The sequence below is a fragment of the Agrobacterium vitis genome (assembly GCF_014926405.1).
GTDB classification, from domain to species: domain Bacteria; phylum Pseudomonadota; class Alphaproteobacteria; order Rhizobiales; family Rhizobiaceae; genus Allorhizobium; species Allorhizobium vitis_H.
This window is the reverse complement of the sequence record NZ_JACXXJ020000002.1, coordinates 77,345-101,522: the sequence shown is the minus strand read 5'-3', so window position 1 is coordinate 101,522 and position 24,178 is coordinate 77,345. Positions and strand designations below refer to the sequence as shown.

Sequence of the window (24,178 nt, the reverse complement as noted above, 5' to 3'; positions counted from 1 at the left end):
CGCAGCGACGGAAGCACACCTTTTGCCAATTCCACCATCATTGCAGAAGTGGCTGCTGCTGCAAACGCGTTCAATCGAATTGATGAACTTGCGGCATGGGCTCCAGGATTTCTCCGAGGCGAGTAGTCGCGACATTCCATTTATCCCGTGAGTTTGAGCTGTTAAGACTGGACTTAAGAGCCCACTGAGCAATTCATGCGATATAAACGTTTTGCTGAAAGTACCGGAGCGGCGTTTCCTTCCAAAGTGTGCTCAAATTGTTCGTTTTCGATCGGAACCGTGCTGTTAGGCGGTTAAGGGGATGCTGGGGATCGACAACGTTCGCCGTGAACTCTACGGCCCCTTGAGCAGATGGAACTGCAACTCGCGGCAGACCCGAATGAAGACGAACTTGCGGCTGAAAGTGCAGCCAAATCCTCAGCCCTCAAAGCGTTCGAGCGCAAACGCCCATCACGCAAACCATTTTCTGAACATCTGCCGCGCGAGTGCGGCCACGGCCCCTCCTTCTATGTGACGTCCCGCGGACGCACCTTGTCGAGAAGTAACTGGACAACCTACGCGTATTGGGTTCGCCCCGTCACAGCACGATTGATGCGTTAACTGCCGGATTTGCTTTAACCCTCAAATGAGTTTTCGTCGGATTGCCAGCGCGGTAAGATGGGCGTTGGGCAGACGTCGAAGCGCTTCATGGTTTCGCGAAGCTTGACGCGGACGCTGTTGTATTTGGCGCCTTCCACGTCAGCGATTTCTTCCATCGTCTTGCCCAAGGCAATCCATCTCAGATAGGTCGCTATCCTTCGGATCGAGCCATACGGCACCTTCCGCACTGGGCGTGGTGCGAAGGGATGAAATACGGGCATGGATCTGTCCAATGGTCGCCGCTACTGCAACTGCATCGATCTCACGATCGAGATCGATCGCGGGCTTCTCCGATGCCAGTATGCCCGCGACCGCTCGGCCAGATGCGGACTCATGGCGTAGGTCCCGCACCATGGCATGACCAGCGCTGCCTCCGTCGGCGCGGACACCCATGAGCAGAAAAGCTCGCTTCTGCACATTTCGCGGTGGCGACCTCGACTGCTCCCTGGAGCGATGATCTCCTTCATCAAATGAACATCGAGCGGCGTTCGGAACCGCTCAAATTTCTGTTGGGGGGAGGGGCGATGTGAACGTGCCCATGCAACCTCTCACCCTCAGACCATCCACGCGCTCGACGCCGCGAGCAATCGGCAAAAACAGCTGGATCTGGCTGAAGTGTGAAGGGGTCAACAAAACAAATCATTCATGCCAATTTCTCCCGCCATGAGTGAATCAAAATACTGCCGAATTGGAAAAACCATTAAATAAGGGCGAAGCTAAGCACTCTAAACGTTATTAATGTCTTAGGCGTGTCACGAGGCCTGAGACGATGCGCTTAGACAATCCATTGAAATCATTATCAAAATGATGCCCGCCACTAAAGCCAATAACTTCGGCGCCGGTCTGCCGGAGCGATGGGCAAGCATTATTGCGGTCATCGCGCCCGTACATGCATTGGACGATTGTTGGGTCAATCGATGTGAGGTCATTCAGAGGATTGCCGCCTTTACCTTCGGTTTCGAGTTGAAGCCAGCCCCTGAGTGAAACGACATAGTCGACCTGATGTGACAATGCCAGGAGGGAGATTTGCTTAACCTGCATTCTTTGCTCGTGGGTAAGCCGATTGAAGCTTGCTGGCATGACGTCAGCGCCGAAGGAATATCCTACAAGTAAAACATTCTGCACGCCGAAAAGCTTGGTGTAGACATCAATTAAATGTCCAAGATCTGCCGCAGTTCCGCTTGGAGACCGTTCGGACCAAAAATAACGGAGTGAATTGACGCCAACGACGGGAATCCCTTCCGTCTGCAGATAGTTAGCAATCTCTTCGTCGATATTCTGCCATCCAGCATCGCCAGAGTAAAAGATCGCGACCGTGTTCTTGGTTGGATTGGCGCTAAACACGCGAAGAGGAATCCCTAGTCGATTTGCGCCTCTATTCGACCACATGACATGGTTGACGCGTTGGTTTGCGTATGCGGAATTTACTCCGGGAATAAGTGTTAACGCGAATACCAATAACAACTTTATTACCATGTCGAGACCCTGCGTCAGTTGTTAACCTGCGTGTCGGATATGGATAATTTCCAACTGCTGTTTCAAGTTGATGTCGGCTGTGTTGTGAGTTGTTACAGATGAAACAGAGGCAGATAATCTTACCAGCGATGGATTAAACTCGCGGCCAGGTGGCTCATCAAAGGACGGCGCCACTGCCAAATCTTTGGTGATCAACAAGGTGAAGCCTCTGGCTGGCTGGGGACGAATGAAAATTTCCGTCTATATCAATGTTTTGGCGCGGGCTCTCCGCCAGAACGCCGAATTGCTTCCGAAGCATGTCTGCTCCAAAGTCCTCATCGCGCCTCTGGCCTTTGCCCCACCTCAAAAGCCATGCGGGCGGACGCCGAAAAATACTCAACTCTCCTTGGCGTCCACATCGGCATAACTGGGGCAGATCTCAAACAATGACTTGCGATCCCAGTTCGACCACGCGGTTGGCTGGCAGGCTGAAATAATCTGACGGCATTGCGGCAGCATTTGCAAGTACGATGTAAAGTCGGTCCTGCCAGTAGGGCATACCCGACTTGGCATCCGGCAGGAGCTTACGGCGACCGAGATAGAAGGAGGTCGACATGATGTCGAACTTCAATCCGGCCTTGCGCAACGTCGCCAGGGCTTGAGACACATTATGCGGTTCCATGAAGCCGAAGAGCAGTTCGACGCGAGAGAAACGCTCGGAAATCTGTTCTATCTTGTAACGGGCGTGGCTCGGTACACGCGGTTTGCTGATCGTGCGGATCGTCAGGATGACGTTGCGGTCGTGAAGCACGTGGTTGTGCTTGAGATTGTGCAGCAAGGCGGCGGGGGCGGACTCCGGATCGCCGGTCAGGAAGATCGCGGTGCCCGTAACCTGGGCCGGCGAATGTTCACCCTTGCGCTCGATCGAGCTAAGGAAGGAGGCAAGCGGAATATCGGCGTGGCGGGTCTTTTCCATCAGGATCGCCGTGCCGCGACGCCAGGTCCACATGACGACGGTAAAGGCGGTGGCGATCATGATCGGGATATAGCCGCCGTCGTGGATCTTCAAAAGGTTGGCGCCGAGGAAGATCATTTCGAGCACTACCAGTGGCACGAGCGCGATCACCGCAACCGGGAGCGACCAGTTCCAGCGGGCGCGGACGAATTCGAAGGCCATGATCGAGGTGACGACCATGGCGCCGGTGACGGAGATGCCGTAGGCGGTCGCCAGTGCGTCCGATGTCTTGAAACTCAGAACCAGGAAGATGACGCCGATGAACAGCACGGCATTGACCGAAGGCACGAAGATCTGCCCGGCATTGGTTTCCGAGGTGAACAGGATTTCCATGCGCGGCAGGAAGCCGAGGTTGATGCCCTGGCGCACCATCGAGAAGGCGCCGGTGATGACAGCCTGGCTGGCGATGATCGTCGCGGCGGTCGCCAGGATGACGACAGGCAGCAGCGCCCATTTCGGATACATCAGATAGAAGGGGTCGGACATCGTCCCCGGATTGCCGAGAACGAGCGCGCCCTGCCCGAGATAATTCAGCGTCAGCGACGGGAAAACCAGCAGGAACCAGGCCCACTGAATCGGACGACGGCCGAAATGGCCAAGATCGGCATAGAGCGCTTCCGCGCCCGTCACCGTCAGGAACACGGCGCCGAGCACGACGACGCCATCGAAGCCCTCATGCAGCAGGAAGCTGACGGCATAATAGGGATTGAAGGCGGCCAGAATGCCGTAGTCGTCCGAGATATGAGAAATGCCGGCAGCGGCCGTGACGAGGAACCAGATGGCGGTGATCGGGCCGAAGAACTTCGCGACGGCGCCGGTGCCACGTGATTGCACGACGAAGAGCAGCGCCAGGATCACCACCGAGATCGGCACGATATAGCCCGCGAGGCGGGGTGCGACGAGCTTCAGACCCTCGACGGCCGACAACACGGATAGAGCCGGGGTGATCATCGCATCCCCGAGGAAGAGGGAGGCACCGATCAGGCCGAGCAGCATCAGGATGGCGGTATGGCCGTTGGCGGTCTTCATCAGCAGGGCAAGTAGCGACAGCGTGCCGCCCTCGCCGTCGTTGTCCGCGCGCAGCAGGAAGAGCACATATTTGATGGTGACGATGATCGTCAGCGCCCAAATCATCAGCGAGATCAGGCTGATGATCTCGAAACGGGTGGCGCCGTCATGGACCACCGGCTTCAGCGCTTCGCGAAAGGCATAGAGCGGGCTGGTGCCGATATCGCCGTAGACGACACCGACAGAACCCAGCGCAAGACAGAACCGCTTTCGCGGCGTCATGTGGCGTTCGTTCAGATGGCTCTCTTCGGACATGAAGTTGCAACAGGCTCCTTAGAGCCAGCCTCTTTTTCCCACATTGTTTAGATCGCCTAACGCAAAAAAGGCGTTCGTAGAGGCGGGCGATCATTGACGCGGCGCTGTTTTCCTCGCTGATGCGAGCGTTCGTTGAGGCCTTATCTCACAAAGTCAAAATACAAGGAAAGTTGAATCGAACTTCATCTGTAATGCATAAGAAGTAGCAGATGTGTCGGCCGAATTGCTGACTTGAGGGGGCTCTTCGGAATCCTAAAGCGGCAGATTCTCGGCAATAGCCAGATATTCCTTATTTGACAATCTTGATCGAAGACAAAGCAGCACGCTCGACCCGCCAGCCAATACGCCTTCGATCGACAAAGATCATGCATTTTGCCGAGGGAGCGAAATTTGGTTTCGTTTGTAACAAGCGACCACCAGTCAATTGAAGTCCGCAGTACGTTTAAGATAGAAGACGGCTGAAGGCTTCCTTTTGAAATGCTTGGATTGACCGCCATGTTCGTACGAGCCGATGCTCTCTCCAGCGTAAAGCCTTCTGCCACCAACGTCATGTCGCAGAGATTTCGTGAGCTTAAAGTTGAGCATAGGGACTTCGTCCGCCTTAAGATCGGCGGGCCAGATTTAGATACAGCCGACAACATCAAAAAGGCAGCCATCGACGCGATCAACCTCGGCGAGACGAAGTATACACCGGTTTCCAGCAGTCCTGGGCTGCGCAAGGCGATCGCCGCCAAGTTCAAGCGCGAGCACGGCTTCGAATATTCCTGGAGGCAGGTGATTGTTGTCACCGGCGGCAACCACTTCCTGTTCGACGCCTTCATGGCGACGCCGAACCTCGGCGAGGAAGTCGCCATCTCGGCGTCTTACTGGGTTTCCTATCCGAAGATGGTGACGCTTTGCGCCGGTACGCTGGCTTTCGTTTCGGTCACGCACGAGAACAACTTCAAGATCCAAGCCGCCGATCTCGAAAAGGCGATCACGCCGAAGACCAAGTGGTTCATCTTTCACTTGCCTTCCAACACGACGGGTGCCGCCTATGCTCATGACGAGATGAAGGCACTGACCCAAGTGCTCGTCAGGCATCCGGCATGTTTGGATTCTGACCGACGACATGTACGAGCACTAACCTATGGCGACTTCAAGTTCATCACGCCCGTCGAAGACGAGCCCAAGCTTTACAACTCCACGCTGACGATGAACGGCGCCTCCAAGGCTTCTGCGACTAAAGATCCTCTCGAGCAGGCCTGTCGCCGCATCCAGCGCTTCTGCTCGAATTTTGCCAAAGACTATATCATCTGGAGGTTGCTATGAGTGTCGAAGTCCCTCAAGAAGCGTCGGAAGAAGCCGGATCAATCAGAGCTGCCTTCCTCGACCCGGACAATGTTAGTGTCTCAGACTTGGATCGCTGTGGCCACGCTATTTTCACCGAGTGGCGGCCAAAGCGCCCCTTCCTTCGTAGGCAGGACGGCGTATATCTTGTTTTGAGGGCTGACGATGTATTTGGCTTGAGCAGCGATCCGCGCACCCGTCAGATAGAGACGGAGTTGATGCTCAATCGTGGCGTCAAAGAAGGAGCAGTTTTCGACTTCGTTCGCTTCAGCATGCTTTTCTCAAATGATAAAACCCACAGCAGGCGTCGCTCTCCTTTTACCCGGACTTTCGCATTTCGCATGATTGAAAACCTGCGTCCGAAAATAAGGCAACTGACCGAGATCCTTTTTCAAGATTTGAAAGAGGTTGGTTCCTTCAACTTCGTCGAAGAATATGCTTCTAAGCTCCCAGCCGCTGCTATAGCAAGCGTGCTAGGTCTTCCGCCAGGCGACGTTCCTTATTTTACACAGCTTGTCTATCGGGTTTCCCGCTGCCTGAGCCCTTCATGGCGAGACGCAGATTTTTCAGACATGGAGGCTTCAGCAGCAGAGTTTAAAAACTATGTGCAGGCGGTGATTGATGATCGTCGAAACGATCCGCGCGATGATTTCCTTTCATCGTTCATAAATGCCACGCGAGAAGCAGAAGATCTCTCATCCGATGAAGGGGTCGTGCAACTGATGCTGATTATCTTGGCTGGAAGTGACACAACCAAAACCGGCATTACTGCATTGATCGGCTTGCTTTTGCGACACCGACAGGCATGGGAAGCCCTATTGAAGGATGAGACTCTTGTGCCCGCTGCCGTCGAGGAGGGATTGCGTTTCGAGCCACCAGTCGGATCTTACCCAAGGATCGCACTCGCAGATATTGACCTTAATGGGTTCCTGCTACCAAAAGGTAGTCTTCTCGCGCTTTGCACGATGTCTGCGCTACGAGACGAGAAACACTACCTACACCCTGAACTTTTTGATATCCACCGCAAGCAGATGCGCTGGCATATGGTTTTTGGTGCGGGTGCACATCGATGTCTTGGCGAAGCGCTGGCTCGTTTAGAGTTGCAGGAGGGACTTGCAACAATACTCAGACATGCTCCCGCTCTCTCTATCGAAGGGGCGTGGCCGACGTTACATGGTCATGGAGGGGTGCGTCGAATTGCGGAAATGAGAGTTTGCATCAGGGGGGAGAATTGAAACCGGGGCCTCGTGGCGCCGATCGTCGTGGAGGTGAGGAAGACAGCATCTAAGCGCCGCCGCCTATAGTCTCGCATGGACAGCTTGGTTTCTGCTTGTTTGGCTGGAATTTTCTTCCGTGCGGCAATTCGTATCACGGATGTAAGAATGATAAGTAATTCCGGGGTGAGATCATCGGGTGACGCTAATCCCTCGACATCCGCATAATCGGGTCGGCTGTTGCAAAGAGAGGTAACTAAATGACTTGGGATCGTTTGTTACCTTCCCGGAAGGTTCTGCTCGCTATCAATTCCTGGTACGTTTTAGCATTGGTAGTTGCGGCTATATCTTTTGCGGTTCTGGCCATTGGACCCTGGAAAAATGAAAAAAGCAGTGAAGCGATTCTAACTGAGTTGCAGTCAATCGACGTCGATTGTGCGCTGCTCCAGCGGAACGTGTTGCGTGCTCACGCCGGCCTTCTTCGGAATTACCGTCCTCTTATCGTTCCTCTGGGGCGAGTGCGCTCGAGCATCGCAAATCTACAGCAGCTTTTTAAGAAGGCGCGTCTTGAAGATGTAGGGGAACTCTCCGAACTGCTTGCGCGACTGAAGTCCTCGATAAACACGACCGACGCGGCGGTTGCATCGTTCGGGGCGCAAAATGTGGTGTTCGAGGATTCATTGGCGACCTTTAATCAGTCAATAAGCTCGCTTCTGAGAACCTCGGATAGCCGAGATTTGAACGCAGCGAAGGTGCCTGAGCTGGGCTATTTAATGCTGCAGTTTTCGTTTCGACCAAACACCGAGCTCGCACTACAGATCACTCAAAGTCTAGACCAGCTTCAGATGTCGACGAACGCGGATAAGGTCGCTATTCAGGAGGTCGTCCGTAATGGAAGGGTTATCCTAGGCGTACTGCCGAGGTTGAATGAAACTGTAAAGCTGGTTCAGGCCTCTGGAACGTTCGAGAATACGAAGAAGTTGCAGCGGGCATACCTGGAAGCTGACAGCTTGGCCAGAGTGGTTGAGCAACGGGTACGAACGTTTCTCGGTGCTGTTTCAGTATTCTTCTGCTTTGGGATAGTAATTCTGGTTCACAAATTGCGTCGACGAACCGACAGGTTGGCGAGACGCCTGGATTTTGAAGAAGTTATCAAGAAAATTGGGGTTTGCTTCGAAGATTCTACAGAAACAAAGCAGTCACTGAAATCCTCAGCGGAAGCCGCACTGGGAACTATTGAGAATTTTTTTGAAGCTAACCAGTGTGTGCTAGGGTTAGTGAACGTTACTGAAAACGAAATTGCCGAGACGTTTTCCGCAAGCGCGCCTCCGCCGAGCTGGAACGAGCGGCGGATCCGGAAAATTGTTTCTCTGGTCCAGGCCGACGAGCACGGATCGATCTTTCGAGACTATCCTGCCCGAAAGGCAAGTTGCTTTAATGAAGACGCCCCTGGCCGGTGGGCGTTGGTTGCGTTCAAGGTGTCCGATCGACTAGTTGCTGTTTTCGGCCTTAGGTTCGATCGAGACCCCGTGCAGCCAGCGTCAAGTGAAGTTCAACTTATGGAACTTGCCGCTGGCTGTGTCAGCCATTATGTGGTCATTCGGTGCAAGCAAACCCAGCGAGACATTCTTGAGCGTCGTTTGAAACATGCGGAACGGCTTGAAGCCGTTGGGACACTTGCAGGAGGCATAGCGCACGAATTCAACAACATTCTTGGGGTAATTCTCGGCTACGCCGAAATGGCACAAAACATTCTACACCGCCGCACTTACGCTCGACACTACATCGATCGCATCAATGCTGAAAGCAATCGAGCGAGACTGATTATTGATCAGATTCTTGCGCTTAGCCGGCGACGTGAACGGACAGCAAGGCCGTTCAACCTGTCGGCGTTGGTGAGGGAGATTGCACCTTCGTTACGTGTTGCGCTGCCTTCAGAGGTGGAGGTCGATTTCAATATTCAAAGCGCTCAGATGATTGTCGAAGGAAATCCGCTCGAAATTGAGCAGATACTGATGAACCTGTGTAAGAACGCCGCAGAGGCTTGTATAGGCTCCGGGCGTATCGAGGTCAGCGTCTATAGATCGTTTGTATGGAAGCATAAGGTACTTGCGAACGGCACGATACCCGCTGGCGATTACATCCTTCTTTCAGTTGAGGATAACGGTGGAGGCATAGGCGAAGCCGCATTGCCACATATTTTTGAGCCTTTTTTTACCACGCGCGCGCAATGCGGCGGCACTGGGCTGGGGCTCTCCACCGTGCACGGCCACGTCAGCGCAATGGCGGGTTTTGTCGATGTGATCTCAACTGTTGGCAGAGGTACGCGCTTCGACATTTATCTGCCAACTTCGGCGAAGAAGCCAGTGAATTCAGAGAGTTTTTTTGGACCTGAAAAAATACCGCTCGGTAGCGGAGAGATTGTCGCTGTGGTTGAACCCGATCCGGTGACGCTTGAAAGGTATGAGGAAACGATCGCGGCGCTCGGTTATGAGCCAGTCGGCTTTAACACGTTCAAAGGGCTGACTGACTGGGTTTTGGCAGGCAAAGAGGCAGATATTGTTCTGATTGATCATTCATCGTTTCTCGATGGAGAACGTGTAGGCTCCTGGGTCGCGACACTAGAAAAAGTGCCGATCATCATGATCGGGCAGCATCAAAAAAACGTTTCAATTTCGGCGGACGGCGAGGCATCTAACCACTTTTTGCAAAAACCGGTGTCATCCAAGGCTCTCGCCTATGTGGTTCGCGCGAATATCAGAACGGAATAAATGGACAGATTAAGGATGGGGTCGGCATAATTCGGGTAGAGATGCAACGCAATAAAGCTTTCAATGACGCACGAACTGGGTGGGATTCCGGATGACCCGAGATCTCCTGCGCTACGGCAGCGAGATGCCTCCAATGGCGTTGCTGAGACACTCAGGGGACAGCATTGTTGAATAGGCCGACTCGATCAATCTGCTGGTCGTGATTACTCGAATGATCCCGTATGCGCATTTATATGATCTGTTTTGACTGCACCGCCGTGACAGCCCCGCGAGATTTGTGACGTTTCTCGGTCAACGTCGGTTAAAACTCAAAACAAAGAGAAATGTGCTTCTCCGCAGCGGAACCAAAGAAGGCACGATTCGACAGCAATACCTGCCCCACGCAAACAATCCGCCCGACCGTCTCTTTTAGGTGAAATTGGCTCGTACTCAGCTCGGCCAACCAAACAAGCATCCATCAACGACGTCATTTGCTTCAAATGAAATCAATAACGAAAACATTAAAACCCAAGAGTAACAGATCCTTCCCATAGTCGCGATCGTTAGCGGTCACGTCATCTTGAGACTGCAGCGAAGATCAGTGCGAGACGTAGGAGATATAGAATGCTGAAGGCGGCAGGATCTTTCGGGATCATTTTTCTAATGGTCCAGCCAAGCGAGGCCGCGCCGCTCTCTCCGGCCGATTTCAGTCAGCTTGCTCGCGAATGCGCCCCTTCGGTTGCTCCATCTACGCTTGCAGCGATTGCCAAAGTCGAAAGCCGATCCGATCCACTCGTGCTTCATGACAATACTACCGATGAAACTCTTCACTGGACTGATCAGGCGGATGCCAGGCGAAGTGTGGAAGATCGTCTCGTAGCAGGGCATTCAATCGATGTCGGCCTTATGCAGGTGAACTCGAGCAATTTCGCGATGCTGGGTTTGACGTCTAGCAATGCATTTGAGCCCTGTGCGTCTCTATCAGCCGCGGCGCGACTGCTTGTACGGCACTTTACGGGCGGGAACACGGCGCAAGAAGAACAGCTCGCGCTTCGGCGAGCAATCTCGGCGTACAATACCGGCAATCTCAAGCGCGGCTTCACGAACGGATATGTGCGAAGGGTCGAGTTGGCGGCTCAGCAACTCGTGCCTCCACTGGCTCAGTCGGCGAAAAATCAAGATCATGATGAGCAGAGCCCAGAAGAACCGTGGAATGTCTGGCGTTCTTACGACAACACCCGCTCAGCAGGTGGGGCAGGCGGTTCATCTGGTTCGCCAGAGCCGCAGGAGCCGAATGAACACAGAACTCCGGAAGACGATCAAGTTTTTTGAATTGAGTAATGGAGATGTACCCTCATGGCATGCTTTGAAAAATACCGCGTGCGTTCGACGTTGCGTTGCCTCAGGGAGTTGGTTGTGCGCCTGGCGGTTACTTACCTGCCGAGCCTCAGCGGCGCGATCGGCTGGAGTTTGCTTTTCTCTGAGCCAGCCGCTGCACAAGCGGCGGGCGGAACCGATCCCGCCACCATGGTCAACAATATCTGCACCTTTATTCTTGGTCCGTTTGGTCAATCGCTCGCAGTTCTTGGCATCGTAGCCATCGGCATATCATGGATGTTCGGTCGAGCTTCTCTTGGTCTCGTAGCTGGCGTCGTCGGCGGGATCGTTATTATGTTTGGAGCCAGCTTTCTCGGCCAAACGCTCACCGGGGGCGGCGGATGAAGGACCGTCTCGAAGAAGCCACACTCTATTTAGCGGCGACGAGACCTGCATTGTTCTTTGGCGTGCCGCTTACGCTGGCTGGATTGTTCATGATGTTGGCTGGCTTTCTTATCGTTATTGTCCAGAATCCGCTCTACGAAATCGTTCTCTTGCCGCTGTGGCTTGGAGCCCGGCTCGTCGTAGAGCGCGACTACAACGCCGCAAGTGTGGTCTTTCTGTTTCTCCAGACGGCGGGGAGAAGTGTTGACAGCCATACGTGGGGCGGGGCGAGTGTCAGTCCCAACCCAATCAGAGTGCCGCCGCGAGGAAGAGGAATGGCGTGATGTTCGGAACAAATGGAGCGACCGAGCGATCTGGTGAAATCTACCTGCCTTACATTGGACACCTCAGCGACCATGTCGTCCTTTTGGAGGACGGCTCCATCTTGACCATGGCACATATCAGTGGTGTGCCCTTCGAACTGGAGGAGGTTGAAGTCCGAAATGCGCGCTGCCGTGCCTTCAACACGCTCTTTCGCAATATCGCCGACGACAACGTCTCGGTGTATGCCCATCTTGTCCGTCATAACGATGTGCAGGCACCGCCCCCAAGGCATTTTCGAAGCGGCTTCGCTTCGAACCTAAGCGAAACGTTCGAGCAACGTGTTCTCGCCGGCAAGCTTTTTCGGAACGACTACTTTCTCACACTCATGGTATATCCTCGCACTGCTCTCGGCAAAGTGGGAAGTAGGTTCACCAGGCTGTATGGGAAGAACGCTGGCGATCTTGCACATCAGATCCGGCATCTGGAGGACCTTTGGAATGTTGTCGCTGGCGCGCTTGATGCCTATGGTCTCCGCCGCCTTGGTATCCGAGAAAAAAACGAGGTGCTTTTCACGGAGATTGGTGAGGCCCTCCGGCTGATAATGACTTGTCGCTTTTCAGCGGTCCCCGTCGTTAGCGGTTCGCTTGGCGCCTCCATCTATACTGATCGAGTCATTTGCGGCAAACGTGCCTTAGAGATTCGAACGCCGAAAGATCACTACGTCGGATCAATTTTCTCATTCCGTGAATATCCCGCGAAGACGCGGCCTGGTATGCTCAACACGCTACTGTCCTCAAATTTTCCGCTGGTTTTGAGCCAGAGTTTCTCTTTTCTCACTCGCGCGCAGGCTCACGCCAAGCTCAGTCTTAAGTCAAACCAAATGACCAGCTCCGGTGACAAAGCAGTCACCCAGATTGGCGAACTCGCGCAAGCAGAGGACTCATTGGCAAGTAGCGAATTCGTGATGGGTTCGCATCATCTCAGTCTTTGCGTCTATGCCGACCATCTCCATACTCTTGCTGACCATGGGGCGAGCGCCCGAACAAGCCTGGCGGATGTAGGAGCGGTTATTGTCCAGGAGAGCATTGGAATAGAGGCTGCGTACTGGTCTCAGCTTCCAGGAAACAGCAGATGGCGTACGCGTCCTGGGGCTATCACCTCGCGCAACTTCGCAGGACTGGTCTCCTTCGAAAATTTCCCAGGCGGGAGGACTTCAGGCCATTGGGGTGGTGCCGTTGCACGCTTCCGGACGAACGGCGGGACTCCCTTCGACTATATTCCGCATGAGAACGACGTTGGCATGACGGCAATATTCGGGCCTATCGGTCGAGGAAAAACGACACTTATGACCTTTATCCTGGCGATGCTCGAGCAGAGCATAGCCAATCGCAGTGGCACGCTCGTCTTCTTCGATAAGGATCGTGGCGGTGAACTGCTGGTGCGCGCTACCGGAGGGACTTATCTCACGCTGCCTAGAGGTGTGCCAAGCGGCCTTGCACCTTTGCGCGGCCTGGAGAATACAGCATCGGCGCGCGATTTCCTCCGCGAGTGGATCGTGGCGCTGATTGAGAGCGACGGCAGGGGCGGAATTTCACCGGAAGAAAATCGCCGGTTAGAGCGCGGTATCCAACGGCAGTTATCGTTTGAGCCGAACATGCGGTCGCTTGTGGGCCTACGAGAATTCTTGTTGCACGGGCCGTCTGAAGGTGCAGGAGCCAGATTGCAGCGGTGGTGCCGGGGGAATGCGCTTGGCTGGGCGTTTGACGGCGAGTCTGATGAAGTGAAGCTAGATCCTTCGATTACGGGCTTCGATATGACTCACCTCCTTGAATATGAGGAGGTATGCGCGCCAGCCGCGGCATACCTTTTGCATCGAATAGGCGCCATGGTTGATGGCCGGCGGTTCGTTATGAGCTGCGACGAGTTTCGCGCCTACCTGCTGAACTCGAAATTCGCAGCAGTCGTCGACAAGTTCCTGCTGACTGTTCGTAAGAATAACGGAATGCTAATTCTCGCGACACAGCAACCTGAGCACGTGCTTGATTCCCCGTTGGGCGCCAGCCTCGTCGCACAGTGCATGACAAAGATCTTCTATCCATCACCCACGGCCGACCGGTCCGCCTATATAGACGGGTTGAAGTGCACAGAGCGAGAATTTCAAGCTATCCGCGAGGACATGGCAGTCGGCAGTCGCAAGTTCCTGCTTAAGCGCGAGAGCGGAAGTGTCGTTTGCGAATTTGATCTTCGCGACATGCCCGAATACGTTGCTGTGCTGTCCGGGCGGGCCAATACGGTGCGTTTGGCGGAACAGTTGCGCGAGACCTATGGAGGGGATCCCTCTGCCTGGCTCGAAAAATTCATGACGCGCTACCATGAAGCACAGGATTGATCTGGAGATCGAAGTCATGAAAACCACGAAGCTTGCAATAAACGCACTATTCATATGCCTGCTTCTGTCGGGGACCGCCAGAGCACAGTTTGTTGTCAGTGATCCTCCGACGGAGGCCGAAACGCTGACAACGGCCATCAATACCGCGGCGAACCTCGAACAGTTGATCACGATGGTGACAATGTTGACATCGTCGTTTGGCGTCACCGGCCTGTTGTCCGCGCTCGATCAGAAGAACCAATATCCTTCTCCCAATCAACTCGACAGGGAAATGTTTTCGCCCCAGATGCCCGCTTCGACAACGGCGCGTGCGATCACCTTGGATGCCGACCGGGCAGTCGTGGGTAACGACGCTGAAGGAAGTCTCCTGCGCGAACAGATTGCGGGCGCTGCAAATGCTGCCGGTGTCGCTGCTGATAATTTGGATGCAATGGACAAGCGCCTTACGGCAAATTCTGAGACAGCGACCCAGCTCTCCCGTTCACGCAACATTATGCAGGCAACTGTCACCAACGGGTTGCTTCTCAAACAGATCCACGATGCAATTATCCAAAACATTCAGGCAACCAGCCTGTTGACGATGACCACAGCACAGGCGGGCCTGCACGAAGCTGAAGAGGCGGTGGCCCAACGAAAGGAACACCAGGCAACTGCGCTCATGTTTGGCGCGGCTTCGCTTCATTGAGCCCCTTGCTCCTCGTCCAGAAGCAGAGCCGACCTTTCCTACAGAAATCTAAGGCTGAATCCAGGTAAGGGCAAATGAATTTTAGCATTCCAGCGCCTTTCACGGCGATACACACGATTTTCGATCTCGCCTTTACAGTCGGACTGGACACTTTGCTTGGGGATATTCAACGGGCAGTGAGCGCACCTCTCGTGGCTTGCGTGACACTGTGGATCATAGTCCAGGGCATCCTTGTAATGCGTGGAGAGATGGAGGCACGCAGCGGCATTACTCGGGTTATCATGGTATCGATCGTCGGTGCCCTTGTCGTTGGGCAAGCAGACTATCATGATTACATCGCCTCGGTTTTCGAGGATACGATTCCAAACTTCATTCGGCGGTTCAGTGTCAGTGGTCTTCCTTTGGAGACCATCCCCGCCCAACTCGACACGATGTTCTCGCTAACACAGGTAGCCTTCCAGAAGATTGCTTCTGAGATCGGGCCGATGAACGACCAAGATATCCTCGCCTTTCAAGGCGCACAATGGATCTTCTACGGAACGCTTTGGACGGCGTTTGGAATTTACGATGCAGTCGGAATTCTCACCAAGGTGCTGCTGGCGATCGGCCCATTGTTCCTGGTGGGCTATCTCTTCGATCGCACCAGAGATATGGCAGCGAAATGGATCGGCCAACTTGTCACCTACGGGATACTTCTTCTTCTACTGAACATAGTGGCGACTATTGTGATTCTGACGGAAGCGACCGCGCTCGCAGTAATGTTGGGAGTGGTCACTTCTGCCGGCACGACCGCCGCCAAGATAATCGGCCTTTACGAGATCGATATGTTCTTCCTGACGGGAGATGCTCTGATCGTCGCACTTCCGGCAATCGCTGGAAATATTGGAGGTAGCTACTGGAGCGGTGCGACGCAAGCTGCAGGTAGCCTAAATCGCCATTTCGCCCGGGTAGTCCGCCGTTAGCTTAAGCCCCATGAATGGAGGAATCCTATGAGATATTGTCTGCTCTTTCTGATCCTCGGCCTGGCGTCTTGTCAATCACATGACCAGTTGGCGAGCCCCAAGGGGCCCATATTCCCGCTGAACGTCGGGCGATGGCAGCCTGCTCAGCCGGACCTTCAGCCTGGAAACGCGGGAGGAGCAAATGAAGGACCCTGAACATGCCCTGCTGGTAGAGCGGGAAGCATTGGCGGACCACTATAAGCAAGTACAAGCGTTTCAATCTGCGCGTGCCAAATCAGCTCGGCGAATTTCCAGAGCCTTGGGCGCTATGGCAATTGTCGCGGTCGTGGGAAATGTGGCGCAGGCTTTCGCTATCGCCACGATGGTCCCACTGAACAAACTTGTGCCAGTCTATCTGTGGGTACGCCCTGACGGTACGATTGACAGTGAAGTGTCTATTTCGCGCTTGCCTGCAACGCAGGAGCAAGCAGTTATTAATGCATCTTTGTGGGAGTATGTCCGTCTGCGCGAAGGCTATACGGCGGATACAGCCCAATATGCCTATGATCTGGTCTCGGACTTCAGTGCTCCAACTGTGCGCCAAGATTATCAGCAATTCTTCAACTATCCCAATCCAAGCTCGCCCCAAACCATAATCGGCAAGCGCGGAAAGCTGGAAGTCGACCATATCGGCTCAAATGAGATCATGCCGGGTGTGCAGCAGATCCGTTACAAACGCGCCCTCCTCATAGACGGGCAGACTCCCATAGTAACCACCTGGACCGCAACAGTCCGCTATGAGAAACTGACGAACTTGCCAAGCCGACTGAGGCTGACCAATCCGGGCGGTTTAATTGTCACCTCCTATCAAACCTCGGAAGATACGGTTTCGAACGCGACGCGGAGCCAGCAATGACCAAGCTTCTGTTTTTGGCACTGGCCTGTGTGCTTTTTGTTACGAGCGGGGCGAAGGCGGAAGACACGCCAGCGGCCGGCACCCAAGATCCACGAATGCGCTATCTCGCCTACAACCCTGATCAGGTTGTGCACCTTTCAACCGCTGTTGGGGCCACCGTGGTCGTAACATTCGGTGCCAACGAGACCGTGACAGCCGTCGCCGTTTCCAACAGCAAGGACCTCGCGGCTCTGCCCCGCGGCAATTATCTGTTCTTCAAGGCAAGCAAGGTCCTCCAGCCACAGCCCGTCATAGTTCTGACTGCAAGCGACGCAGGAATGCGGCGCTATGTTTTCAGCCTCACGACAAAGACGATGTCTCGTCTCGATAAAGAGACGCCCGATCTCTACTACAGCGTGCAATTCACTTATCCCGCCGATGCTGCCGCTGCTCGCCGAAAAGAGACAGAACAGAGAGAGCTGGCGGGCAGGCTAAGAGCGCAAACACAATACCAGCATCGAGCACAGGACTTGTTGGATCAGCCGACAGCAACCGGCGTCCCGGGTGCAAAAAATTGGAACTATGTTGCCCAAGGAAACCGTTCGCTGGGGCCGCTCGAGGTCTTCGACAACGGATCTACCACGACATTCCGCTTTCCCGGAAACGTGCGTGTACCTTCGATCTACGTCGTCAATCCAGATGGGAAGGAAGCCACTGCCAACTACTCAGTTAAAGGAGACTACGTGGAGGTCGCCTCGGTCGCCCGGGAGTGGCGTCTGCGGGACGGTCATACCGTGCTGTGCATCTGGAATAAAGCATATGACGCCATCGGACGAAAGACTGGGACTGGTACGGTCAGACCCGATGTAATGCGCGTGCTGAAGGGGGCGAGGCGATGAATGAAGTCAACTCTCAACCTGGAGCAGCTATAGATGCATCGGCATCTCTGGTCTCCGATCCTCATCGCCGACGTCTTTCGGGATCGCAGAAGCTTGTTGTTGCCGGTCTGGTTCTCGTACTGTCGTTGGGTCTGATTTGGCTTGGTGCGCGTCCAAAGAAAAAGACCGAGCCCTCTCCCCCAGACACAATGATCGACGCCAACACCAAGCCTTTTCGGCCGGCGCCGATTGACATCCCCTCAAACCCTACGGCTTCCCAGCCAACCACTGAGGCAACCTCTCCGCCCGATCAACATCAGCGAGAACACAACGAAGTGCGGCCGGAAGAAACACCAATCTTTGCCTATAGCGGAAGTGATCAGAGTGACAAACCTACGCGGAACGCCGATATTCACAGCGACGGGGAGGATAATAGGAAATCCAGCTCATTACCGGAGTCTGAGGCGTCTGCTGAAAACGATCTTTCAATCCGCATGAACCCCACCGTGTTGGAACCCAGCCGTGCTGCGCTTTTGCCGCACCCCGATTTCACTGTTACGCAAGGGACGATCATTCCCTGCATACTGCAAACAGCCATTGATACAAACCTGGCAGGCTATGTAAAATGTGTGCTGCCCGGGGACATACGCGGAGCAACCGGCAATGTTGTGCTCCTGGATCGCGGCACGACCGTGGTGGGCGAAATCCAGCATGGGCTGCAACAGGGAGATGCCCGTGTTTTTGTTCTCTGGAATCGCGCCGAGACGCCGGCTCACGCCGTCGTTTCTCTTTTTTCTCCAGGTGCTGACGAACTTGGCCGATCCGGACTGCCAGGCACGGTCGACAACCACTTCTGGAAGCGTTTCGGTGGGGCTATGCTCCTGAGCGTCGTCCAGGGCGCCGTGCAAGCGGCAAGTCATTACGCTGGCAGCTCGGATGGCGGGACCAGCTTCAACAGTTTTCAAAATAACGGTGAACAAGCGGCCGACACAGCCCTGAGGGCGACCATAAACATTCCCCCAACCTTGAAGAAGAATCAGGGTGATACCGTCTCCATCTTCGTAGCACGGGACCTGGATTTCTCAGACATCTACCAGCTTCACATAACTGGTGGATTGGCGAAGAGTTGGCATCGGCGTTAATTCTCAGATAGCCAAAGCATCGGAGATGCACACATGGCAGTAAATCCGCAATTGCGCTTCCTTCTCAATCCCGTCTTGAAATGGCTCGATGATCCGAAGACTGAAGAAGTGGCGATAAATCGGCCTGGGGAAGCATTTGTACGCCAGGCAGGGGTTTTCACTAAGTTCTCTTTACCCCTCTCTTATGATGATCTCGAAGATATCGCCATTTTAGCGGGCGCATCGCGCAAACAAGATGTCGGCCCGCGCAATCCTCTTTGCGCCGCTGAACTCCCCGGCGGCGAACGAATACAAATTTGTTTGCCGCCAACGGTCCCATCGGACACGGTGAGCTTGACGATTCGACGGCCAAGCATTCGCGTTTCGGGACTGGGCGAAGTCTCGTCTCGTTACGATGCTCGCCAGTGGAACAAGTGGCGGATGCGGAAAACGTGCCAAGATCGACAAGACGAAGATATTCTTCGACACTACGACAGCGGCGATCTGGAATCATTCTTGCGTGCATGCGTCGTCGGTAAGTTGACAATGTTGCTTTGCGGTCCCACTGGAAGTGGCAAGACAACAATGAGCAAGACCTTGATCAGTGCTATTCCGCCGCAAGAAAGGCTGATCACCATTGAAGATACGCTCGAACTCGTCATTCCCCATGAGAATCATGTCAGGCTGCTCTACTCCAAGAATGGGGTCGGACTGGGTGCTGTGACTGCGGAACAACTGCTCCAGGCAAGTCTTCGGATGCGGCCTGATCGAATACTGCTGGGTGAGATGCGTGACGATGCCGCGTGGGCCTACCTGAGTGAAGTCGTCTCAGGACATCCCGGGTCGATTTCAACCATACATGGGGCAAATCCCGTCCAAGGCTTCAAAAAGCTGTTTTCGCTGGTGAAGAGCAGCGCCCAGGGGGCCAGCTTGGAAGATCGCACGCTAATCGACATGCTCGCAACGGCAATTGATGTCATCGTCCCGTTCCGCGCCTACTGCGATGTCTACGAAGTTGGCGAAATATGGCTCGCGGCCGATGCCCGCCGGCGCGGCGAAACGATAGGAGATCTTCTAAACCAGCACTAGATATCCATGCCAAAATCCTGGCTCCGCCTTTTGCAGCGTCAAGTCGGAGCAACCTTTGTCATCAAACTGAAACAAGCCGTTAGCATTGTCATGCGCGGTTTAGCCGAAAATTTGCCGAAGTATCCGTATAGCGAGAGAAAATTGACGAGCGGTACGATGCGTACAGCCTTTGCTTGTCTAGATACTGTGAGTTCCACAGAATCGGGAATTGAAAGGTAAACTGTTGAAACACGTTCTTGTCATCGATGACGATGCCGCCATGCGCCATCTTATCACTGAGTGTCTTACGGTCCACGCGTTGAAGGTCACTGCCGTATCAGACAGTCAACAATTCAACCGCGTAATGTCGTCTGAGACGGTCGACGTGGTCGTCGTCGATCTCAATTTAGGGCGTGAAGACGGACTTGAGATCGTCCGCAGTCTGGCCACAAAATCCGATGTTCCGATTATAATCATCAGCGGCGATCGCCTTGAGGAGGCAGACAAAGTTGTTGCGCTCGAACTGGGGGCAACCGATTTTATCGCAAAACCTTTTGGAACACGTGAGTTCCTGGCGCGCCTCCGTGTTGCGTTGCGCGTGCGACCCAATGTGGTGCGAACCAAAGACCGGCGCTTGTTTTGTTTCGCTGACTGGACACTTAGTCTCAGGCAACGCCGTTTGATGTCCACACAGGGTAGCGAGGTGAAACTTACCGCAGGGGAGTTCAATCTTCTCGTCGCTTTCCTTGAAAAGCCAGGTGATGTCCTGTCCCGTGAGCAGCTTCTCATCGCGTGTCGCGTGCGTGAGGAGGAAGTATATGACAGGAGCATTGATGTTCTCATATTGAGGCTGCGCCGGAAACTTGAGCGGGATTCGACAAACCCAAAGTTGATCAAAACAGCGCGGGGTGCCGGCTATTTTTTTGACGCGGATGTGAATATCTCTTACGGCGGGGTAATCGCCGCCTGACGGACCCGAATTTTCGCGTTATCGTAGTGTGTCACAATTCGCTTGGTTGATCCGACTGCCAGGGACAAACTTTCCTGGCCACACCTGCAAACGATCCGCCTTCGGGCGGCCTGTCGCGTCATTCTTAAGAGGTCAACGGCGGGTCTTTTCGCCAGCAAAGAAGGATGCCAGCGCCGCAGTGGCGAGCTTCTGTCCGAAGGCCCGCGCGGTCTCTAGTCCCACGGGATCAAAATGACTGCGAGCGACTTGGAGCAGCGACACCGGGAACATACGGGAGGTCTGAACAAGGATGGACTTTTCAGGGGTGATATCACGGACCGGATAGCTTTTCGGCGCGGCACGAAACGATCCATCGGCCAGCATTATCTCGAAATCGCTGAGCGCTCGGCGCAAGATCATTTGCAGCGATTTGCAAGGGCTGTATTGACGGATAAGGTTGTCATAAACCGCCGATACATCTGGCGCAGGCGGACGGGCCGAAAGAAACACTTGTACCTTCTCGGAACCTGCAGGCGCGCTAAGGGCATCGACCGTAGGCGTTGGATGCTGATCGGGATGATCATGTCTGGTTGCGGCTGGCCGACTTTGACGCGGCGCCAGATCGATATCGGTGGAAAACTGCGAAACGGCCAAGTTGGGGGCTGCTATCGGCAGGAGAGGCCGTACTGTCTCGGTTCGAGCAACAGCAAGCTGCCTAGCCTTCTCTACCGACAAAACGGGTTTGCGAATTCCCATTTTCAGGTCTCCAAGGCATCGCCGATCAAGTGTGAAAGGACGACGAGTTCATCCATTGCGATCCTGAGGTTCCGCTCGATGAGGCGCATCGTTGGATCGGTTTTCGTATTCAGCAGCGTTAGATGCAACATGCCCCGTTCTTTCATCGCCGCGAATGCATCTCTCTCGTGCATGGGCGACTGAACGACGGGGAGGTTCTCTAGCATGTCTGACATTGCCCGTTGCGAGGCGGTGAGGCGGCCGACCGGCATGCGCTGGCGTAACACGGCCGTTGGAATCGTCAGGTTCTCGCTCAACAAGAGCTCGATCACATAGCGATAAGTTGAAAGTGCTTCATCAACATCAAGCGGCGTTAACATAGTCGGGATCAAAAGCATGTCTGAGCTAGCGATAATCGTATTGTTGAGTTCGCTCGAACCACCATGTGTATCCGCTAGCGCATAGTCGAAACCCTGGCGCTCGGCCTCCTCATATCCCGCTTCGAGAAGCGACATTTCCTCTGCGCTATAAACTTCACAGAGAGGATCCCAAGTGTTGCTTCGTATAGCATTTTCCTTCCATCGCCTGAGTGGTCGGTTCTCGTCCGCGTCCAATAGAGCCACTCGTCGACCGCTGTTTGCAAAGGCGGCACAGAGACCCATAAGCGCAGTCGTTTTGCCAGCGCCTCCCTTGAATGAGCAAAATGTAAGTAGTTTCATGTGATTCCTGCCGTATCGCGGGTGATGACAAATTGTATTTCTGTTGGTTCATGTATTCTCACGAATAGCATGAAAGGTATGCTGGTTCACGCGATTTTATATTTCAGATTCGTTTCATATAAATTGCAGATGTAACGATAGACTATGCAGTATTCCTCTTTTATTCTTGATTGCGATCGTTTTGAGCACTAGTTATTGACTTTGCCAACGCGGTGGTTCCGCGAAAAAACTAGATCTTTCCATCCTTCAGTGGAGGAAGCTATGTCGCAAAACAGCACGCCCACCTCGAATGGCGTCGCCACCGCCTCGTATGAAAGTGTGAAGATTGAGAGCTTCAAAGTCGTGAGCGCGCGTTTGCGATTGGCCGAGTACGAGAGTTTTTCCAGCCAGGCACGGTTGCTCGGGCTCTCCGACAGTATGGCCATACGAGTCGCGGTACGCCGCATTGGCGGCTTCCTCGAAATTGAAGCCGAGACCCGTCAGAAAATGGAGGCAATACTTCATTCAATAGGAACGCTTTCAAACAATATCTCGGCGCTGCTTTCCGCCTATGCCGAACGTCCGGAAATGGATTTGGAGGCTCTGCGAGATGAACGCATCGCTTTCGGTATGGCTTTCGCTGATCTCGATGGCTTGCTCCGTTCCATCTTATCCGTATCACGACGACGGATAGATGGGTGCTCAATGCTTAAAGATGCTCCGCAGCATTGATGTTGCGCCTGCTTAGGAGGGTGCGGGATGGCCGATCCAGCTCAGGTTGTCATTCGAATTGTGCCTAGGGGCGGAACTAAAACCATTCAGCAGGTTATTAATCAGTGGGAATATCTCTCCAGGAAGGGCAAGTTGGAGCTCCGGCTCTCAGCCCGGCACCTCGATATTCCGCTACCGCCTGATCAAATTACCAGGTTTGCTCGGAGCTGGGTTCTGGAGACCGGAAATTATGACGAGAGCCTGCCGGACGAGCAAAGGCAACAGGACTTAACCACGCACATTATCGTAAGCTTCCCCCCAGGTACGGATCCTACGTCGGCTCATGCAGCAAGCCGCGAATGGGCGGCCGACATGTTTGGGTCAGGCAATGGTGGCGGCCGCTACAACTATCTTACAAGCTTTCATACAGATCGCGATCATCCGCATCTGCATGTCGTGGTCAACCGACGGGAGCTTTTTGGGCGGGAATGGCTGAAAATATCCCGACGCCACCCCCACCTCAATTACGACGCATTGCGTGTCAGGATGGCAGAGATATCGCTTCGCCACGGCATTGTTCTTGACGCAACCTCGCGAGCAGAACGTGGCATTACCGAGCGGCCAATCACGTATGCAGAATATCGCCGTATCGAGCGCGAACAGGCCGAACAAGATCGTTTCGAGGATTTTGATGTCGAATCGTGGTCGCCGGGAGGAACTCACCGGGAACTGAAACGATCTTTCGATTCTTCGCACGGTGAGCCACTCCCAAATATGCCAGAAGGCTCGGCACGAAACGGGCGTCTGCAGTCGGCGTCTGGCTACGATGCTCAACCGCGCAGCTCTGAAGCCGATGGGCGCGATCACAATTTGAAGAACGGCTCTCCCAGTGTCGCCGGAGACACCGGGCGGAACCTTGAGGGGCGTTCTGGTCCTCGCCGCCTGGCAATAGAACCCGTCACGCGCACAACAAGCAAACGTGACGATCGGCAACGGCTTCATCCAAAACGGTCTCGCCGTGACGAGGAAGAGCAGAGCGGCGCAAAGCGCATTAGGGTGAACAATCTTGAGGCGGGGAGGGCCCACACCGGCGTAGGGGAGGACCGGGACGATCCGGATACATCGCCGATAGAGCCTGTTGAATCAACTCCTCTGCGGGCCCCTGGACAGACCAACAGCGCAGCAGACCTGTTGCCGCCTCCAGCCGATCGGCCGCGGCAGGGAGAACCAAATTCTAAGCGTCCACGCGATGATGACGCCGAACCGAGCGTTCGCAAGCGTGCAAGAGATGGGCGCAGCCAGGATGGATGAGACATCGAAGGTGGAAAGGAACTAAATTATGGCAGACGAAGAGTTCC

Annotated in this window: 21 protein-coding genes and 2 pseudogenes; 18 read left to right on the top strand and 5 right to left on the bottom strand. The window is 54.3% G+C overall.

Going from position 1 to position 24,178, the window contains the following annotated elements; all coding sequences use genetic code 11:
• Positions 1-336: 336 nt before the first annotated feature.
• Positions 337-486: pseudogene (locus IEI95_RS01305) on the top strand (IS66 family transposase); the annotation flags it as partial.
• Between the two features lie 135 nt (positions 487-621).
• Here the strand turns inward: IEI95_RS01305 and IEI95_RS01300 are convergent.
• From IEI95_RS01300 to IEI95_RS01290, 3 genes and pseudogenes are all read right to left on the bottom strand, one after another.
• Positions 622-942 (bottom strand): annotated as a pseudogene (locus IEI95_RS01300) (transcriptional regulator TraR); the annotation flags it as partial.
• 432 nt (positions 943-1,374) lie between these two features.
• Complete coding sequence (locus tag IEI95_RS01295; protein ID WP_081088911.1) at positions 1,375-2,115, bottom strand: AcvB/VirJ family lysyl-phosphatidylglycerol hydrolase; 741 nt, start codon at positions 2,113-2,115, stop codon at positions 1,375-1,377.
• Between the two features lie 418 nt (positions 2,116-2,533).
• Entirely contained in the window at positions 2,534-4,432 is a 1,899-nt protein-coding gene (locus IEI95_RS01290) for a potassium transporter Kup (protein ID WP_060716569.1), read from the bottom strand.
• A 495-nt stretch (positions 4,433-4,927) separates the two neighbouring features.
• On the opposite strand from IEI95_RS01290, the gene IEI95_RS01285 reads away from it, so the two are divergent.
• From IEI95_RS01285 to virG, 15 genes are all read left to right on the top strand, one after another.
• Positions 4,928-5,743, top strand: a complete 816-nt coding sequence (locus IEI95_RS01285; protein ID WP_158544235.1) for an aminotransferase class I/II-fold pyridoxal phosphate-dependent enzyme — start codon at positions 4,928-4,930, stop codon at positions 5,741-5,743.
• Entirely contained in the window at positions 5,740-6,996 is a 1,257-nt protein-coding gene (locus tag IEI95_RS01280; RefSeq protein WP_060716570.1) for a cytochrome P450, read from the top strand. The genes IEI95_RS01285 and IEI95_RS01280 overlap by 4 nt, the downstream gene beginning before the upstream one ends.
• 239 nt (positions 6,997-7,235) lie before the next feature.
• A complete protein-coding gene (locus tag IEI95_RS01275; protein ID WP_060716571.1) occupies positions 7,236-9,746 on the top strand; it encodes a two-component system VirA-like sensor kinase in 2,511 nt (836 codons plus the stop codon).
• Between the two features lie 603 nt (positions 9,747-10,349).
• Entirely contained in the window at positions 10,350-11,057 is a 708-nt protein-coding gene (locus IEI95_RS01270) for a type IV secretion system lytic transglycosylase VirB1 (RefSeq protein WP_060716572.1), read from the top strand.
• Positions 11,058-11,081: 24 nt separating this feature from the next.
• Positions 11,082-11,447 carry a pilin major subunit VirB2 gene (gene virB2 / locus IEI95_RS01265; RefSeq protein WP_060716573.1) on the top strand — a complete coding sequence of 122 codons (366 nt, stop codon included), beginning with the start codon at positions 11,082-11,084 and terminating at the stop codon, positions 11,445-11,447.
• Positions 11,444-11,770 (top strand): type IV secretion system protein VirB3, encoded by a 327-nt coding sequence (locus IEI95_RS01260; RefSeq protein WP_060716574.1) that lies wholly within the window; start codon positions 11,444-11,446, stop codon positions 11,768-11,770. Before virB2 ends, IEI95_RS01260 begins: the two co-directional genes overlap by 4 nt.
• Positions 11,770-14,139, top strand: a complete 2,370-nt coding sequence (gene virB4 / locus IEI95_RS01255) for a type IV secretion/conjugal transfer ATPase VirB4 (RefSeq protein ID WP_060716575.1) — start codon at positions 11,770-11,772, stop codon at positions 14,137-14,139. The genes IEI95_RS01260 and virB4 overlap by 1 nt, the downstream gene beginning before the upstream one ends.
• 16 nt (positions 14,140-14,155) lie before the next feature.
• A complete protein-coding gene (gene virB5, locus IEI95_RS01250; protein WP_060716607.1) occupies positions 14,156-14,824 on the top strand; it encodes a pilin minor subunit VirB5 in 669 nt (222 codons plus the stop codon).
• Between the two features lie 74 nt (positions 14,825-14,898).
• A complete protein-coding gene (locus IEI95_RS01245) occupies positions 14,899-15,786 on the top strand; it encodes a type IV secretion system protein (protein WP_060716576.1) in 888 nt (295 codons plus the stop codon).
• Between the two features lie 27 nt (positions 15,787-15,813).
• Positions 15,814-15,981 carry a type IV secretion system lipoprotein VirB7 gene (locus tag IEI95_RS01240; RefSeq protein ID WP_081088913.1) on the top strand — a complete coding sequence of 56 codons (168 nt, stop codon included), beginning with the start codon at positions 15,814-15,816 and terminating at the stop codon, positions 15,979-15,981.
• Positions 15,968-16,681: a type IV secretion system protein VirB8 gene (locus tag IEI95_RS01235; protein WP_060716577.1), complete on the top strand. Its 714-nt coding sequence runs from the start codon at positions 15,968-15,970 to the stop codon at positions 16,679-16,681. The genes IEI95_RS01240 and IEI95_RS01235 overlap by 14 nt, the downstream gene beginning before the upstream one ends.
• Positions 16,678-17,559 (top strand): P-type conjugative transfer protein VirB9, encoded by an 882-nt coding sequence (virB9, locus tag IEI95_RS01230; protein ID WP_156536507.1) that lies wholly within the window; start codon positions 16,678-16,680, stop codon positions 17,557-17,559. The genes IEI95_RS01235 and virB9 overlap by 4 nt, the downstream gene beginning before the upstream one ends.
• Positions 17,556-18,680, top strand: coding sequence for a type IV secretion system protein VirB10 (gene virB10 / locus IEI95_RS01225; protein ID WP_060716579.1), 1,125 nt, complete (start codon positions 17,556-17,558; stop codon positions 18,678-18,680). Before virB9 ends, virB10 begins: the two co-directional genes overlap by 4 nt.
• 33 nt (positions 18,681-18,713) lie before the next feature.
• On the top strand, positions 18,714-19,748 hold the full coding sequence (gene virB11, locus IEI95_RS01220) for a P-type DNA transfer ATPase VirB11 (protein WP_060716580.1): 1,035 nt from the start codon (positions 18,714-18,716) through the stop codon (positions 19,746-19,748).
• Between the two features lie 223 nt (positions 19,749-19,971).
• Positions 19,972-20,697 carry a two-component system response regulator VirG gene (gene virG, locus IEI95_RS01215; RefSeq protein WP_081341753.1) on the top strand — a complete coding sequence of 242 codons (726 nt, stop codon included), beginning with the start codon at positions 19,972-19,974 and terminating at the stop codon, positions 20,695-20,697.
• A 132-nt stretch (positions 20,698-20,829) separates the two neighbouring features.
• On the opposite strand, the gene IEI95_RS01210 is transcribed toward virG, so the two are convergent.
• Together IEI95_RS01210 and IEI95_RS01205 are read right to left on the bottom strand one after the other, a co-directional pair.
• Positions 20,830-21,432, bottom strand: coding sequence for a conjugal transfer protein VirC2 (locus IEI95_RS01210; protein WP_070149663.1), 603 nt, complete (start codon positions 21,430-21,432; stop codon positions 20,830-20,832).
• Between the two features lie 2 nt (positions 21,433-21,434).
• Complete coding sequence (locus IEI95_RS01205; RefSeq protein WP_060716582.1) at positions 21,435-22,130, bottom strand: conjugal transfer ATPase VirC1; 696 nt, start codon at positions 22,128-22,130, stop codon at positions 21,435-21,437.
• Between the two features lie 261 nt (positions 22,131-22,391).
• Between IEI95_RS01205 and virD1 the strand changes: the two genes are divergently transcribed.
• Together virD1 and IEI95_RS01195 are read left to right on the top strand one after the other, a co-directional pair.
• Positions 22,392-22,841, top strand: coding sequence for a T-DNA border endonuclease subunit VirD1 (virD1, locus tag IEI95_RS01200; protein ID WP_060716583.1), 450 nt, complete (start codon positions 22,392-22,394; stop codon positions 22,839-22,841).
• A 27-nt stretch (positions 22,842-22,868) separates the two neighbouring features.
• Entirely contained in the window at positions 22,869-24,131 is a 1,263-nt protein-coding gene (locus IEI95_RS01195) for a relaxase/mobilization nuclease domain-containing protein (RefSeq protein ID WP_081088915.1), read from the top strand.
• Positions 24,132-24,178: the final 47 nt, after the last annotated feature.

What these genes read in the sequence shown, in the direction of transcription:
- IEI95_RS01260 (WP_060716574.1), top strand. Translation starts at nt 11,444, where the DNA reads ATGAAGGACCGTCTCGAAGAAGCCACACTCTATTTAGCGGCGACGAGA.
- IEI95_RS01195 (WP_081088915.1), top strand. Translation starts at nt 22,869, where the DNA reads ATGGCCGATCCAGCTCAGGTTGTCATTCGAATTGTGCCTAGGGGCGGA.
- IEI95_RS01275 (WP_060716571.1), top strand. Translation starts at nt 7,236, where the DNA reads ATGACTTGGGATCGTTTGTTACCTTCCCGGAAGGTTCTGCTCGCTATC.
- virB10 (WP_060716579.1), top strand. Translation starts at nt 17,556, where the DNA reads ATGAATGAAGTCAACTCTCAACCTGGAGCAGCTATAGATGCATCGGCA.
- virB9 (WP_156536507.1), top strand. Translation starts at nt 16,678, where the DNA reads ATGACCAAGCTTCTGTTTTTGGCACTGGCCTGTGTGCTTTTTGTTACG.
- IEI95_RS01245 (WP_060716576.1), top strand. Translation starts at nt 14,899, where the DNA reads ATGAATTTTAGCATTCCAGCGCCTTTCACGGCGATACACACGATTTTC.
- IEI95_RS01270 (WP_060716572.1), top strand. Translation starts at nt 10,350, where the DNA reads ATGCTGAAGGCGGCAGGATCTTTCGGGATCATTTTTCTAATGGTCCAG.
- IEI95_RS01285 (WP_158544235.1), top strand. Translation starts at nt 4,928, where the DNA reads ATGTTCGTACGAGCCGATGCTCTCTCCAGCGTAAAGCCTTCTGCCACC.
- IEI95_RS01295 (WP_081088911.1), bottom strand. Translation starts at nt 2,115, where the DNA reads ATGGTAATAAAGTTGTTATTGGTATTCGCGTTAACACTTATTCCCGGA.
- virB11 (WP_060716580.1), top strand. Translation starts at nt 18,714, where the DNA reads ATGGCAGTAAATCCGCAATTGCGCTTCCTTCTCAATCCCGTCTTGAAA.
- IEI95_RS01210 (WP_070149663.1), bottom strand. Translation starts at nt 21,432, where the DNA reads ATGGGAATTCGCAAACCCGTTTTGTCGGTAGAGAAGGCTAGGCAGCTT.
- IEI95_RS01205 (WP_060716582.1), bottom strand. Translation starts at nt 22,130, where the DNA reads ATGAAACTACTTACATTTTGCTCATTCAAGGGAGGCGCTGGCAAAACG.
- virB2 (WP_060716573.1), top strand. Translation starts at nt 11,082, where the DNA reads ATGGCATGCTTTGAAAAATACCGCGTGCGTTCGACGTTGCGTTGCCTC.
- IEI95_RS01290 (WP_060716569.1), bottom strand. Translation starts at nt 4,432, where the DNA reads ATGTCCGAAGAGAGCCATCTGAACGAACGCCACATGACGCCGCGAAAG.
- IEI95_RS01280 (WP_060716570.1), top strand. Translation starts at nt 5,740, where the DNA reads ATGAGTGTCGAAGTCCCTCAAGAAGCGTCGGAAGAAGCCGGATCAATC.
- IEI95_RS01235 (WP_060716577.1), top strand. Translation starts at nt 15,968, where the DNA reads ATGAAGGACCCTGAACATGCCCTGCTGGTAGAGCGGGAAGCATTGGCG.
- virB5 (WP_060716607.1), top strand. Translation starts at nt 14,156, where the DNA reads ATGAAAACCACGAAGCTTGCAATAAACGCACTATTCATATGCCTGCTT.
- virB4 (WP_060716575.1), top strand. Translation starts at nt 11,770, where the DNA reads ATGTTCGGAACAAATGGAGCGACCGAGCGATCTGGTGAAATCTACCTG.
- IEI95_RS01240 (WP_081088913.1), top strand. Translation starts at nt 15,814, where the DNA reads ATGAGATATTGTCTGCTCTTTCTGATCCTCGGCCTGGCGTCTTGTCAA.
- virD1 (WP_060716583.1), top strand. Translation starts at nt 22,392, where the DNA reads ATGTCGCAAAACAGCACGCCCACCTCGAATGGCGTCGCCACCGCCTCG.